At 32.5% G+C, this 13,879-nt stretch carries 14 protein-coding genes; 5 read left to right on the top strand and 9 right to left on the bottom strand.

Annotation, left to right across the window (positions count from 1 at the left end):
- The first annotated feature begins 102 nt into the window (after positions 1-102).
- The 5 genes from D1818_RS22415 (at position 103) to D1818_RS22395 (ending at position 4,640) form a co-directional block, all read left to right on the top strand.
- Positions 103-654 carry an RNA polymerase sigma factor gene (locus D1818_RS22415; protein WP_118462046.1) on the top strand — a complete coding sequence of 184 codons (552 nt, stop codon included), beginning with the start codon at positions 103-105 and terminating at the stop codon, positions 652-654.
- A gap of 163 nt (positions 655-817) precedes the next feature.
- Positions 818-1,714 (top strand): MerR family transcriptional regulator, encoded by an 897-nt coding sequence (locus D1818_RS22410; RefSeq protein WP_118462044.1) that lies wholly within the window; start codon positions 818-820, stop codon positions 1,712-1,714.
- 20 nt (positions 1,715-1,734) lie between these two features.
- Positions 1,735-3,231 (top strand): NAD(P)/FAD-dependent oxidoreductase, encoded by a 1,497-nt coding sequence (locus D1818_RS22405; protein WP_118462041.1) that lies wholly within the window; start codon positions 1,735-1,737, stop codon positions 3,229-3,231.
- A gap of 92 nt (positions 3,232-3,323) precedes the next feature.
- Positions 3,324-4,163, top strand: coding sequence for a phytoene/squalene synthase family protein (locus D1818_RS22400; RefSeq protein WP_118462039.1), 840 nt, complete (start codon positions 3,324-3,326; stop codon positions 4,161-4,163).
- Between the two features lie 27 nt (positions 4,164-4,190).
- Positions 4,191-4,640 (top strand): sterol desaturase family protein, encoded by a 450-nt coding sequence (locus tag D1818_RS22395; RefSeq protein WP_118462037.1) that lies wholly within the window; start codon positions 4,191-4,193, stop codon positions 4,638-4,640.
- A 4-nt stretch (positions 4,641-4,644) separates the two neighbouring features.
- Here D1818_RS22395 and D1818_RS22390 read toward each other — a convergent pair whose 3' ends face one another.
- From D1818_RS22390 to D1818_RS22350, 9 genes are all read right to left on the bottom strand, one after another.
- Entirely contained in the window at positions 4,645-5,205 is a 561-nt protein-coding gene (locus D1818_RS22390; RefSeq protein ID WP_118462035.1) for a TlpA disulfide reductase family protein, read from the bottom strand.
- A 383-nt stretch (positions 5,206-5,588) separates the two neighbouring features.
- The gene (locus D1818_RS22385) at positions 5,589-7,667 is read right to left on the bottom strand and encodes a hypothetical protein (protein ID WP_233558508.1); all 2,079 of its coding nucleotides are present in this window, start codon (positions 7,665-7,667) and stop codon (positions 5,589-5,591) included.
- A gap of 74 nt (positions 7,668-7,741) precedes the next feature.
- The gene (locus tag D1818_RS22380; RefSeq protein ID WP_118462033.1) at positions 7,742-8,410 is read right to left on the bottom strand and encodes a Crp/Fnr family transcriptional regulator; all 669 of its coding nucleotides are present in this window, start codon (positions 8,408-8,410) and stop codon (positions 7,742-7,744) included.
- Between the two features lie 227 nt (positions 8,411-8,637).
- Positions 8,638-10,083 carry a nicotinate phosphoribosyltransferase gene (locus tag D1818_RS22375; protein ID WP_118462031.1) on the bottom strand — a complete coding sequence of 482 codons (1,446 nt, stop codon included), beginning with the start codon at positions 10,081-10,083 and terminating at the stop codon, positions 8,638-8,640.
- 94 nt (positions 10,084-10,177) lie between these two features.
- The gene (locus D1818_RS22370; protein WP_147406106.1) at positions 10,178-11,224 is read right to left on the bottom strand and encodes a hypothetical protein; all 1,047 of its coding nucleotides are present in this window, start codon (positions 11,222-11,224) and stop codon (positions 10,178-10,180) included.
- Positions 11,225-11,408: 184 nt separating this feature from the next.
- Entirely contained in the window at positions 11,409-12,143 is a 735-nt protein-coding gene (locus tag D1818_RS22365) for a metallophosphoesterase family protein (RefSeq protein WP_118462027.1), read from the bottom strand.
- Positions 12,144-12,196: 53 nt separating this feature from the next.
- Complete coding sequence (locus D1818_RS22360) at positions 12,197-12,745, bottom strand: RNA 2'-phosphotransferase (RefSeq protein WP_118462025.1); 549 nt, start codon at positions 12,743-12,745, stop codon at positions 12,197-12,199.
- A gap of 89 nt (positions 12,746-12,834) precedes the next feature.
- Positions 12,835-13,368 carry an LOG family protein gene (locus tag D1818_RS22355; protein WP_118462023.1) on the bottom strand — a complete coding sequence of 178 codons (534 nt, stop codon included), beginning with the start codon at positions 13,366-13,368 and terminating at the stop codon, positions 12,835-12,837.
- Positions 13,365-13,874, bottom strand: coding sequence for an O-acetyl-ADP-ribose deacetylase (locus D1818_RS22350; protein WP_118462020.1), 510 nt, complete (start codon positions 13,872-13,874; stop codon positions 13,365-13,367). Before D1818_RS22350 ends, D1818_RS22355 begins: the two co-directional genes overlap by 4 nt.
- Positions 13,875-13,879: the final 5 nt, after the last annotated feature.

Here is a 13,879-nt window from a genome sequence, read left to right as displayed (position 1 = left end):
CAATTTACTAAAAAAAATCTCATCTCGAAATACATTTGTCCAGCACAAAACAATACCGATAATAACATAATAGTAATTCAAGTTTATAACTAATTAAATGCTATGGGGCAAGAATTTAAAATTACTGAAAAACAACTCATTAAAGGATTAAACACTGGAGATCAACAGTGTTACAAAATTGTATTTCACACATATAATGGTTGGTTATGTAACTATGTATGCAAATTATCTAATGATATGGATTTATCCAAAGATTTAGTTCAAAACGTAATGCTACGTATTTGGGAAAAAAAAGAGAGTTTAAAGATTAAGACTTCCTTAAAAAGTTACCTCTTTAGGGCTTGTCATAATGAGTTTTTGATGCATCTTCGAAAAGAAAAGAAACAATTAGATCTGCTTCAAGACCTAAAGTTCGAAACACTATATCATACATATGTTACTACAGAAGAAGATCAACCGACATCTAATTTTATAAAAATAGAAAAAAACATAGAACTACTTCCTGCAAAATGTAAAGAAGTTTTCAGACTAAGTCGATTCGAACAAAAAAGAAATAAAGAGATTGCACAACTATTAGGAATTTCTTCAAGGACTGTAGAAGTACATATTCGTAAAGCTATTAGGTTTATAAAAAGTAATGTTTCTGATTGTTAATATTGAATATTTAAAAGCAGTAACTCTGTTTACGAATATTTTTTTTACCTTTCTCACTCTTACTTTCTAAATATTTTTAACAATTATCTTTGATATTTTAACAAGTACTAAGCAGCAAACTCTTAGTTTTTGTTTAAATTTGTTTAACTATTATCGAAAAAAAGTGAACAATATTAAACAAAATTTTAGTATTAAGGATCTTGAAAATCTATGTGGAGTAAAAGCACATACTATCAGGATATGGGAAAAAAGATATAATCTATTATCCCCTGATCGTACTGAAACGAATATACGTACTTATAGTCTAAAAAGCCTACAGAAGTTATTGAATGTTACATATCTTGTTAATAGTGGTTATAAAATCTCTAGAGTTTCTAAGCTTAATAACGAAGAGATTGATGAATATGTAAGAAGAATAGTATCTGACAATAGCACTAAAAATCAAGCAATTAACTCACTGAAAATATCCATGCTTAATTACGATTTACAGTTGTTCCTAGGCACATATGAGCAATTGGCAGAAAAAAGGACATTTAGACAAATTTTTACTGATGTCTTTATTCCTCTCCTAACGGAGATAGGATTGTTGTGGCAAACAAATACTATTAGCCCTTCTCACGAACACTTTATAACAAATCTTATCAAACAAAAACTATTAATAAATATAGAAAAACTTCAGTATTCTAAATCTACAAAAACTGATAAAGCATTTATCTTATATTTGCCAGAAAACGAAATACACGAATTAGGTTTGTTATACATAAATTATGAAATCTTATTAAAAGGATATAAAGCAATTTATCTAGGACCAAGTATACCTCTGGATAGTTTACCTAATATGCTATCGTTTCATGAAAATACCGTTTTCCTTTCGTATTTTACTGTAAGACCAGAAAAAGATAAGATAGGTGAATATGTTCAGAAATTTGATGAAATAGTGTGCTCCAAACGAGAAAGTGAATTCTGGATGCTTGGTAAACAAACTATGCATATTACTGGTAACAGTGGACCTAACCATCGTTATTTTTCATCCATAACTGATCTTATCAAAGAATTATAGTAGATTTCTAAATAAACCTTATGTCACATAAAAAAGTAGTAATCATCGGTTCTGGCTTTTCATCCCTTTCTGCCTCTTGTTACCTGGCAAAACTAGGGTATGATGTTAGTATCTATGAAAAAAATGATACTGTTGGTGGTAGAGCGAGACAATTAAAAAAAGAAGGTTTTACATTTGATATTGGTCCATCTTGGTATTGGATGCCAGATGTATTTGAGAAATTTTTTAATGATTTCGATACTTCGGCTTCTGAATTTTATGCATTGGACAAATTAAATCCTGCGTATAAGGTATTCTTTGAAGATAAGGAAAGTATTACTATAGAAGATACCCTAGAAAAAATCTATGCTGCTTTCGAAAAAGAAGAAAAAGGAAGTTCTGATAAATTAAAAAAGTTTATATCCGCTGCTAAAAGTAATTATGATATAGCGATTAAAGAGTTAGTATATCGACCCGGTGTTTCTCCTATAGAATTAGTAACAAAAGAAACTATTAAAAAAATAGGCCAATTTTTTAGTACTATATCCAGAGAAGTAAGAAAAGAGTTTAAGAATAAAAAGTTAATTCAGATTCTGGAATTTCCGGTTTTATTTCTTGGAGCAAAACCAAGCGATACTCCTGCTTTTTATAGTTTTATGAATTATGCAGATTTTGGATTAGGAACTTGGCACCCAAAAGGAGGAATGTATCAAGTTATTTTGGGGATGAAAAAATTAGCCGAATCATTAGGAGTTCAGTTTTTCACGAACGCTCCGGTTGATAAAATTTTAGTTGAGAACGGCATTGCCAAAGGAATTATAGTAGACAATTCTGAAATTAAAGCAGATATTGTTCTGTGCGGTGCAGACTATCATCACGGTGAAACCTTATTAGATCAGAAGTATCGACAGTATTCCGAATCTTATTGGGAACGAAAAACGTTTGCTCCTTCTTCTCTTCTGTTTTATGTAGGATTTGATAAAAAATTAATAAACATACACCATCATAATTTATTCTTTGATACAGATTTTGATTTACACGCAAAAGATATTTATGATGAGCCTAAATGGCCTGATGAGCCTCTTTTTTATGCTAATTTCACTTCTGTTACAGATTCAGGTTCGGCTCCAGAAGGAAAAGAAAATGGTTTTTTCTTAATTCCTTTAGCTCCCGGCATTGAAGACACACCTGAACTAAGAGAGACCTATTTTAATAAAATTATAACTCGGTTTGAGAATTTAACCGAACAAAATGTTCAAAATAGTATTATATTTAAAGAGTCTTTTTGCGTAAAAGACTTTATAAAAGAATATAATTCGTATAAAGGAAATGCTTATGGAATGGCAAACACGTTATTACAGACCGCATTTCTAAGACCTAAGTTAAAAAGCAAAAAAGTACAAAACTTGTTTTTTACAGGTCAACTTACAGTTCCCGGACCAGGAGTACCACCGTCATTAATTTCTGGAAAACTAGTAGCTGGACTAATCGAATCAAAATTTAATCTATCTAGTAAACCAAAATTGCAGACTGTTTGATGTGAGAATATATCTTACTATTTGCATAATAGACCTAACATTAATTTGAAGGATTAAATCCGAAAAATTAAACCTAAACTAAAATCGAACTGATGAAAGCTTTATTTGACTCCGTTTCTTATAGTTGTAGCAAGCTTGTTACCAACTCTTACAGTACTTCATTTTCTTTAGCATCTAAAATGTTATCCGATTCTATCCGTCAGGACATCTACAACATTTATGGCTTCGTAAGATTTGCCGATGAAATTGTAGATAGTTTTCACGACTATGACAAAGAAACATTATTCAACGATTTTGAAACCGAAATGTATAAAGCTATCGAATATAAGATTAGTCTAAATCCTATTCTTAATTCATTCCAGCAAACAGTTCATCAGTATAACATACAACCTGAGTTATATGAAGCGTTTATGAAGAGTATGCGATTAGATCTTCACAAAAAGAACTATTTAACCAATACAGAGTATAAAGAATACATTTATGGTTCTGCAGATGTGGTAGGGCTTATGTGTCTTAAGGTATTTGTAAATGGTGATAATGAAAAGTACGATGAATTGAAGGAAAGTGCTAAACATCTAGGTTCTGCTTTTCAGAAAGTGAATTTTTTACGTGATCTAAAAGCGGACTTTGAAGACCTAAGTCGGACTTATTTCCCTGATACTGATTTAAGACAGTTGGACGAAGCTTCTAAACTTAGAATTATAGAAGAGATTCAAGAAGATTTTGATAAAGGTTTTGAAGGTATTATGAAATTACCTGTAGAAGCAAAATTCGGCGTATATACTGCCTATATTTACTATAAAAAGTTACTTAACAAACTAAAAGCTACTCCTTCTGTAGAAATCAAAAATACAAGAATCAGAGTACCTAATTATCAAAAATTTGGACTATTAGCTAAATCATATTTTGATTATAGATTAAACCTTATTTAGCAATACATTTAATGAAATTAAACTAAGATGGATGTTCTAATTTGGATACTGGTTTTTATAGCTACCTTCTGTTTTATGGAATTCATGGCATGGTTCACTCATAAATATATCATGCACGGTTTTTTATGGTCTCTTCATAAAGATCATCATCATAAAAATCATAATAGCTGGTGGGAGCGTAATGATCTTTTCTTTGTATTCTATGCGGTAGTTAGTATGACTAGCATTTGGTTTCATGATCCAGTGTCCTTTTGGGCAGGAGAAGCGATAGGTTTCGGAATTTTAGCCTATGGTATTGCCTATTTTTTAGTGCACGATATATTTATACATCAACGCTTTAAAATATTCCGAAAAGCCAATCATTGGTATGCAAAAGGTGTTCGAAGAGCTCATAAAATACATCACAAACACTTAGATAAGAATAAAGGAAAATGTTTTGGGATGTTATTTGTTCCTTTTAAATATTTTAGAAGTTAGAAATTTACTCGGCCAATAACTGATCTATAGTTGTTCTCACTTTATCAGTGTTCCAATCCGCTGCACCAACTTTATGAATCACAATATTTCCTTTTTTATCGATAAGATATGTACCAGGAATAGGCTTATGAACAAAAGGCTTAGGATGCTCCGATAGCGCTCTATAAATAGGGTAATTATAACTTTTATCCCTCATAAATTTATTTAGTTCCGGATCATCATCCTCTGTCAAAAAAACAAATACTACTTTATCTTTATAATCATTATACAACTCTTGTAATGATGGCATCTCTGCTATACAAGGAGGACACCAGGTCGCCCAATAGTTTAACAACACCACTTTACCTTCGGCAGTATTAAAATTCATAGATTCTGTATTCACTCCGTGAAGTTTCCAATCATAAGAGGCTACTTGAGCGCGCTCCTCTACATCCACTAAACTAGGACTAAAAGAAAATATTCTCGTAAGAAAAATTTGCATCATTCCTCTAGTATTCGGAATAAAAAAGAGGAGTAAAATAATTACAAAAATCAGGTTAGATATATTCTTTTTATTGAATTTCATAAAAGATTTTCTATTATATAAGTAATTGGATTTGTCAGTAAAAAAATGTTTCCTTACAAAAGTATACATAATCTACGATAAAAGATTATCTAACAATTAGTAAAATATATTTAATAGTTAGTGAAAAGTAGATATCAGAAAATATATCTCACTCTCCGGATTTATATCGAATACTATTACAAATACAAGCTTTTCTAAATAAAGTTTCTTTACTAAATTAATAAAGCGCGACCTCTTAAATCGCGCTTTAAAACTAACAAAAAAACAACAATGAACTATCGTGTTATACTTCCTGTGAGAATGGAAGCAACCTTAAGTTCACATTATCTTGAACAATAATTATTTTCCTTTTTCATTTTCATTTTTAGATAAGCCATTGTTAGTTACTGTCTTGTCACCTGAATAGCATTTGACAAACTGAAACAACCTTTTAGATCATTAGCATTCATATCCATTGCTAGGCCTTCTACTCCATCCTCATATCTTAAGTACCAGATAAAGCATACTCCAGCTCCAGCTGCATTAAAATCAACACCTTCCACCATCGCTAATGTTGGTGGTAAACCTAATATTTTTCCTTGATCATCTGTAATAATCCAGGTACTGTTAGGTCCAGCAGCATTCGAACTGTCTAGCATAATTCCGCTTACCATATCAGGGGTTCCATCTACTGTGAATGTAAAAGGTCCTCCGGATAATACTCCAGGACTTGTGTTACAATTTCTTGTAACTGTAATTGAATTAGAAAGATCAAACATTCCTGTAACATCATTAGCATTCATACCCATTTCTAGTCCAGTAACCATTCCGTTATACCTAGCATACCAAATTAAACACACGCCTGGGCCTGCTGCGTCAAAGTCTACACCCTCTACCATTGCTAATGTTGGTGGTAAACCTAAAATATTTCCTTGGTCATCTGTGATGATCCAAGTACTATTATCACCAAATGCATTAGTGCCATCTAATGTGATTCCTGAAACCATATCTGGGGTTCCATCTACATCAAACTCAAAAGGACCTCCTGAAATAGTTCCTGCATTTACTACTTGGTTACGAACCACTGTTATTGGATTAGAAAGATCAAAATCACCTGTTACATTATTAGCGTTCATACCCATTTCTAACCCCGTTACGGATCCATTATATCGTACATACCAAATCAAACAAGTTCCTGCTCCTGCACCATCAAAATCAACTCCTTCTACCATTGCTAATGTTGGTGGCAAACCTAAAATATTTCCTAGGTCGTCTGTGATAATCCAAGTACTATTATCACCAAATGCATTAGCATCATCTAATGTGATTCCTGAAACCATATCTGGGGTTCCATCTACATCAAATTCAAATGGACCTCCTGAAATAGTTCCTGCATTTACAACTTGGTTACGAACCACTGTTATTGGATTAGAAAGATCAAAATCACCCGTTACATTATTAGCGTTCATACCCATTTCTAATCCTGTTACGGATCCATTATATCGTGCATACCAAATCAAACAAGTTCCAGCTCCTGCACCATCAAAGTCAACTCCTTCTACCATTGCTAATGTTGGTGGCAAACCTAAAATATTTCCTTGGTCATCTGTGATAATCCAAGTACTATTATCACCAAACGCATTGGTATCATCTAAAGTAATTCCTGAAACCATATCCGCTTCTCCGTCTACATCAAATTCAAATGGACCTCCAGAGATAGTTCCTGCATTTACAACTTGGTTACGCACTACAGTTATTGCATTAGAAAGATCAAAATCACCACTTACATCATTGGCATTCATACCCATTTCCAATCCTGATATAGTACCTTCATAACGAGCATACCAAATTAGACAAACTCCAGCTCCTGCACCATCGAAGTCAACTCCTTCTAGTGCAGTCAATGTTGGTGGTAACCCTAAAATATTTCCTTGATCATCGGTTACAATCCAAGTACTACCAGAACCAAATGCATTGGTATCATCTAATGTAATTCCTGAAACCATATCCGCTTCTCCATCTACATCAAATTCAAAAGGTCCACCAACGATAACTCCTGAATTAGCTACTTGATTTCTTACTACTGTAATAGAATTGGAAAGATCAAAATCACCAGTTACATCATTGGCATTCATACCCATTTCTAAACCAGTAATTGTTCCATTATATCTGGCATACCAAATCAAACACGTCCCCGCGCCTGCGCCATCAAAATCAACTCCTTCTAGTGCAGTCAATGTTGGCGGTAACCCTAAAATGTTTCCTTGATCATCGGTTACAATCCAAGTACTACTAGAACCAGATGCATTAGCATCATCTAGTGTAATTCCTGAAACCATATCTGCTTCTCCATCCACATCAAACTCAAATGGACCACCAGAAATCTCTCCAGCGTTTGCGACAACAACATTATCATCGTCGTCATTACAGGAAACTGCGATCAATCCTATCGCTAGTATTCCTATTATTAATTTTTTAAACATTGCCTTTTGTTTTATGATTATTATTACTGTAAAAGTAAATTCATAAAACTTTTTAAAATGTTAGATAGCTAACACTAAGCGACATTTTTTAAACGAATCTCTTTTCTATTAAAATCAATTTGTTTTGATTCCTTTAGTTCATTAAGAATGATATTTAGGGTAGGACGTGATGTACCAATAAGATTTGCTATATCTCTTTGTGTATATGGATGTTGTATTACAGTATCTCCTGTATTAGGACAGCAATATCCAAAATCTTCTTTGAGTTCATCAAAGAATTCTAATAATCTAGTTTTAGTATCTTTAAACAAAAGTAGCTGTAACCTTCTTTCGAGGCGTTTAAATCGTAAGCCTATAAATTTATATACTTTAAGACTAAAAGTTTGATTATCACGCATAAGATCGTGCATGGTTTGCACTCCAATCGGGCAAATAGAAGTGGTATTATCAACAGATTGAGCAAATTCAGTTCTTCTATCCTCACCCAGAATTGCCTTTTCTCCAAAAAGTTCTCCACGAGTCAAGATAGCTTTTACTACTTCTTTACCATCTTCAGAATAATATCCTATTTTTACCTTTCCTTTTTCAATAAGATATACTTTATTAGCCGAGTCTTCCTCAAAATAGATATAATCACTTTTTTTATAAGCGTCAAAATCGTGACTCCTTTTATACTTTTTAAACTTATGAGGACATAAAACCTTAAAGAGATTAGCATCCTCAAAAAACCAGATTGCACTCATGATGTTTGTGTTTTTATAAAGTTAGTTAGATATTAAATTAATAATATCATTCAGAATGTCGTAATCTACGTACAATCCTTACAAAAAAATTGGCAATATTTCGTATGGATAATAGAATACAACGTCTATGCATTATAATAACAGCTTTTGGAAAGAAAACCCGATTTATATATACAAAAAACTCCCAAAAGTGACCTTTTGGGAGTTTTCATAAATATACTTATAATTTACGTCAAGATTCGCTTTCGAATATCAGACAAACTTTCATCAATAATCAATTTTCCATCTTTAAAAACTGTCTTAAACAATCCTTGTGTTTCTTCTTTAATAGTACATTGATCTTTCAACATAATCTCTCCTTTTGATTTATAAAGTTGCATTAATCCTTTAGCTGATTTCTTAGTTCCGTCATCGGTTATTGGATCTTTAAAAATTTCTCTACCTTCTCCATTTACCTCTACATATGTTGCTTTCATGGCAAAACCAAAAGTATCTCTGGTATTGTATTGATAGGTAAAACTTCCAATTCCTAATACTACATTAGTAGATGCAAACCCTTTTTGTTTTAGCCGCTCACAAATCTCTGTTGCTCTATCGATGGTAATACTATCTCCATAAATTGCTCCAATTTTTGGATTTAATACTTTATATCCTTGCTCATTAATGGTACCTCCGAATTCATCCCAAAGCAATTCAATGACTCCTTTAGCAATGATTGGATCCTTATGTTCGCAACCGCAAATGATATCTACAGGATCACCAGAATCTGGTCTGATCACTAGTTTACCATCACGATCTAAAATTTCATTTTTCAACTTAGGAAGATATTCTGTTAGTACTTTCCAAAGATCCCAAGTATCAGACACAACGGATAAAATTCCTGTTGGGTATGTTTCTAATAACCTTCTGAAGGTACCTATCTCATCATCTTTACTACCAGCACACATTACACTATGCTCTGTAGCATTCACGCTACCAATTACTAATTCCTTAGTAACATCAGCATTATAATACATCTCATATGCTTTGGCCACTGGCAACGTATCACTACCTGAAAAAGAAAGCGCGTGTCCCATACCACTAAGAATTGCAGATTCTGTACCAGACATTCCTCTCATAGAGAAATCGTGACCTTGCCAAGTGATAAACTCCAGATTCTCTTTATCCGTTTCTGAAGCATACTTACTAAGAATTTTTTGATACTGCTTGGCGATAGTTGCAGAGGTACAAGGTTGCCATATGATACTAGAAAGTAATGTTTCTAAATAGTTTGTTAACCAAAAGAATTCTAGTTTTGTATTTATCAATGTAAACATTGGTACCCTAATAGGTACTTCTGTACCTTCCGGTAATGCTTTTATCTCGATCGGTAAATAACCTAATTCATGTAATTCCGAAATATGCTGAATATCATAATCTACACCTAAATAATGATCTACATATTTTTTGTATTCTGAAACAACTTCTTCTTTTGGGAGATTAAAAAAATCTTGGTTGAATCTTTTTATCAAATATTCTTTTACAAAATACTGTAATCCAAAGAACACTACATGATTAATACCTTCTATTCTACTCTTTCTTGGAGTCCAATTAGAATACACTAAGGTAGTTCCATCTGGGTATTGTTCTTTGTGACCTAATTTATAACCGTCTGTTAATAGTAGTGGATTCATATAATTTTATTTTGCGTTAATTATACGCAAATATAGTTTTTATTTTGAAAACTAGAAAATATTTAATCCGATTTCTGTTGAATACCTATATTTTCTAGTCGTTTCGAGTACTTTCTAAATACTCTTTGAATGTTTTCTGAAAATTAATAAGATCTATCTTTTCTTTTTTAATTTTTTTTCCATTTTTATATTCTTCATAATAAGAGTCGGTCTCTTTCTCAAAGAAACGTATACCTTTTATTATCTCGCCTTTCTCTCCCGTAATAATATATCCTCTGAAAATCTCAGGTTCTTGTAGGCGTTGTCTATCTTCTTTTTGGATTTCTACAGTGAAAGCCTTAATAAACTCATCAAAAAAAGATTGCATATTCTTATTTGCGAAAATCTCTGGTTTCTCAAAATACATTTTTTGTATATCTATCAGATCTAACTTGCCTGAGTATTTTTTAAAACCGCCTCTTCCAAAATTATATGTAACATTATTTTGGTCATATGTAAACAATGTGCAATCAGCTGGTAAACTTTTGATTTCTCCTTCTTTATAATAGTTAGCACCTATTTTCTCTCCTTCTATGTGATAGTTAGTGATCCAAGTCTGGTTATCATTAAACAATCGTATTTCTATACTTTCTCCGGCTGCTGCTATTGTTGGAGATCCAATAATAAGTGTATCAGAAACTAGAACCAAAGAAGTCCTCTGATAATAATGCATTGCAAATGCATCAATATGCAATGCTGTCGTTTTTTCTTTCTCAATTTTTTTAGAAATTATTCCTGAATCCAATTCCATATACTCATATCCGTCTGTTATTTTACCATTCTGATAAACAGATTTAATATTCAATTTGGGCTTATACTTATTCTTGATATACTCATTATAATCTTCTTCATTCATTGCTTCTCCTTCTTCCTCTTGAAATCCATCTATTTCAGAAGATTCCATTCCTAAAGTCATTTGATAAATATCCAAAGAATATTGAAATTTTGTTTCTCCATTCTCATAATAATCCACTCTTGGAAATTCATCATTTCCTTTTGAGAAATATCCGTTATACGGTTTACCATCTTTATAAAAACCCTTATAAGTTTTCTGAGGTTTTTCAATAATAACAAAGGAATCATACTCAATAAAGTCATCCATATTTTGAGAATTTACAGTATTAAATAAAAAAATAAAGCACCCTAAAAGAAAAACAGCTTTAACGCTACTTTTGGTTGTATACCTTAACGGAAAATTGACAACAATCATTTATAAAATTTTAGAAGATAAAAATCGATACTATTTCTAACAAAAAACACCCTGTTTCCAGTTAAAATCGAAGGTGTTAATTTCGGCCTTTTTCATTAGGATACAAAGAAGTTAATGGATCACTTTGCCAAAATTCTTTGCTATCAATATCTAATATGGTAAGTTTTCCTGTAAAAGCTGCTCCCGTATCGATATTCAATAGGTTATATGCTTTTATTGGTGTTTCTATTTTATAATCAGTAGTAGGTGTATGTCCAATATAAATTTCTTTATAATGATTAAATCGCTTGGGAGAAGTAAGCATATCTTCTAACGTTTTTTCTTCTACTTTATCGGCTAGTAAGGCTGCTTCCCATAACGTTCTATCCCAATAATAATTAGATTCGTATTCTTCTTTACCGACACCATGCATCGAAGTAAATCCTGCGTGTAAGAAAAGCCTATTTTCTGTGTCTATATAATAATTCTGTAAATCCTTAAAAAACTGTTTATGCGAATTATCGGCTAATAAACCTGATTGGATATAACTGTTTATTGTTTCTTTTCCTCCATGAGCTAACCAAACAGGATTGGTAGCTCCTTTATCCAGCCATAAACCACACCATAAATCGTGATTCCCTCTAATAAAAATACATTCATTGGATACCGAAAGATCTATTAATTTCTGAATGGTTTCTGCAGATTCACTCCATCCATCAACATAATCTCCTAAGAAAATTAACTTGTCTTCTGTCGTTAGTTCTGCTCTTTTCAAAACCTGTAGCAATGCCTTGTAACCTCCGTGAATATCTCCAATTACTAGTGTTCTCATAGCTTATAATTTTAAGACCTCACAGGTTTTTGAAACCTGTGAGGTCTAGTCAATTATTTTGTCTTAAACTCAATATATTCCGTTGCAACCGAGTCCGTTAGCCAAACACCATTATCGGATTGATAAAATTCGATACCATCGCGATGCATATCTCCCGATCGAACCGTTAGTATAATCGGTACTCCTCTTCTGGAACCTACCTTCATTGCTGTTTCTAGTTCTTCGCTAAGATGTACATGATGTCTACTCATTTTTAGCAAGCCCTTTCTTCGTATATCTTCTCTAAATTTCCCTACCGTTCCATGATACAAAAATTCTGGAGGCTGTACGGGTGTATACTCCAAATCCACTTGTATAGAATGCCCTTGATTCGCTCTGATTTTCGTTTCGTCTTCATTAAACGCAAAACGCTTTTTGTCATTAGTAGCTACAACTTCTTTTAAAGTTTCTATATTTAGTTGATTACGATGTGTATTTGCTTTGGTTATCAACTCTTCTACATCTGCCCAACCATTTTCGTCTAATTTTAATCCTATTTTTCCTGGATTGTGCCTTAGAATAAGGCTTAAAAATTTACTTATGTTTTTATTCTTTGTATTCATTTTATATTTATTTATGTCAGTCTGAGCTTGTCAAAGCCCCATTCATCTTGCATTTACTTCGACAGGCTCAGCATGACATTCTAACTTCATTAAAAAGTTCTATTCATTATTTTTTTTAATTCTTCATAATCCGAAAGCACTATAAATAAATCGTGTTCATATTCTGGTATGATATTTATTTTTAAGGATTCAATGATTTCATTCCAAAAATCACCTATAAAGAATAGTTTAGGCCTATTCTCGGATGAATCTTTTCGAATAATATCTAATGTCAAAAATACTTCTGATAGTGTTCCTATGCCTCCTTTTTGAACAATAAAAAGATCTGTTTTATCAATTAGTATTTCAAGTCTTTGATATAACGTTTCGGTTACAACAGTTTCCTTTAGAAAATCATTCCCTTTTACTGAGCCTACTTGTTTACAAGTAACTCCTACTGCTTTTCCTCCTGCATCGGTAATCCCTTTAGAAACTGCTTCCATCATTCCACCATATCCTCCATTTTTAACTACATATCCTTTTCCGGCTAATAAGGAACCTATTAATAGGGTCTCTTTATATTCTTTACTTTCTCGATTCTTACCAGATCCTCCGAATAATGTTGCATATTTTATCTCTTTCATATCCTTAACAATTTATCATATAGCTTATAATTCTCTTCATCAAAGCAAACAAAAATCACCTCTTCTATTTCATCTGATTTAAAATCCTTAACTGTTTCAATAGCAATTTTGGCTGCTAGCTCTTTAGGGAACTTATAAATCCCTGTACTGATGTTGGGAAAAGCAATTGTTCTCGCTCCATTATCCATCGCTAATTGCAATGAATTGACATAACAACTTCTCAATAGCTCTTCTTTTATTTTTCCTCCAGTATTCCATACAGGTCCAACGGTGTGAATTACATATTTAGCAGAAAGATTTCCTGCAATAGTAATCACCGCTTCACCTGGATTACATTTACCTTGGGTAGCTCTAATCTTTCTACAAGCTTCTAAAATTTCAGAACCACCTTTTCGATGAATCGCACCATCAACTCCTCCTCCACCTAACAAAGAAGTATTGGCGGCATTGACAATAGCGTCTACTTTTATAGCGGTAATATCAGATTGGAGTACTTTTAGTTTCATCTTTA

The organism is Aquimarina sp. BL5, assembly GCF_003443675.1.
Taxonomy (GTDB): domain Bacteria; phylum Bacteroidota; class Bacteroidia; order Flavobacteriales; family Flavobacteriaceae; genus Aquimarina.
Note: the sequence above shows the minus strand (reverse complement) of the source record. Positions and strands in the feature narration are given on the sequence as shown.

What these genes read in the sequence shown, in the direction of transcription:
- D1818_RS22400 (WP_118462039.1), top strand. Translation starts at nt 3,324, where the DNA reads ATGAAAGCTTTATTTGACTCCGTTTCTTATAGTTGTAGCAAGCTTGTT.
- D1818_RS22370 (WP_147406106.1), bottom strand. Translation starts at nt 11,224, where the DNA reads ATGGATGACTTTATTGAGTATGATTCCTTTGTTATTATTGAAAAACCT.
- D1818_RS22380 (WP_118462033.1), bottom strand. Translation starts at nt 8,410, where the DNA reads ATGAGTGCAATCTGGTTTTTTGAGGATGCTAATCTCTTTAAGGTTTTA.
- D1818_RS22395 (WP_118462037.1), top strand. Translation starts at nt 4,191, where the DNA reads ATGGATGTTCTAATTTGGATACTGGTTTTTATAGCTACCTTCTGTTTT.
- D1818_RS22360 (WP_118462025.1), bottom strand. Translation starts at nt 12,745, where the DNA reads ATGAATACAAAGAATAAAAACATAAGTAAATTTTTAAGCCTTATTCTA.
- D1818_RS22355 (WP_118462023.1), bottom strand. Translation starts at nt 13,368, where the DNA reads ATGAAAGAGATAAAATATGCAACATTATTCGGAGGATCTGGTAAGAAT.
- D1818_RS22385 (WP_233558508.1), bottom strand. Translation starts at nt 7,667, where the DNA reads ATGTTTAAAAAATTAATAATAGGAATACTAGCGATAGGATTGATCGCA.
- D1818_RS22390 (WP_118462035.1), bottom strand. Translation starts at nt 5,205, where the DNA reads ATGAAATTCAATAAAAAGAATATATCTAACCTGATTTTTGTAATTATT.
- D1818_RS22405 (WP_118462041.1), top strand. Translation starts at nt 1,735, where the DNA reads ATGTCACATAAAAAAGTAGTAATCATCGGTTCTGGCTTTTCATCCCTT.
- D1818_RS22365 (WP_118462027.1), bottom strand. Translation starts at nt 12,143, where the DNA reads ATGAGAACACTAGTAATTGGAGATATTCACGGAGGTTACAAGGCATTG.
- D1818_RS22350 (WP_118462020.1), bottom strand. Translation starts at nt 13,874, where the DNA reads ATGAAACTAAAAGTACTCCAATCTGATATTACCGCTATAAAAGTAGAC.
- D1818_RS22375 (WP_118462031.1), bottom strand. Translation starts at nt 10,083, where the DNA reads ATGAATCCACTACTATTAACAGACGGTTATAAATTAGGTCACAAAGAA.
- D1818_RS22415 (WP_118462046.1), top strand. Translation starts at nt 103, where the DNA reads ATGGGGCAAGAATTTAAAATTACTGAAAAACAACTCATTAAAGGATTA.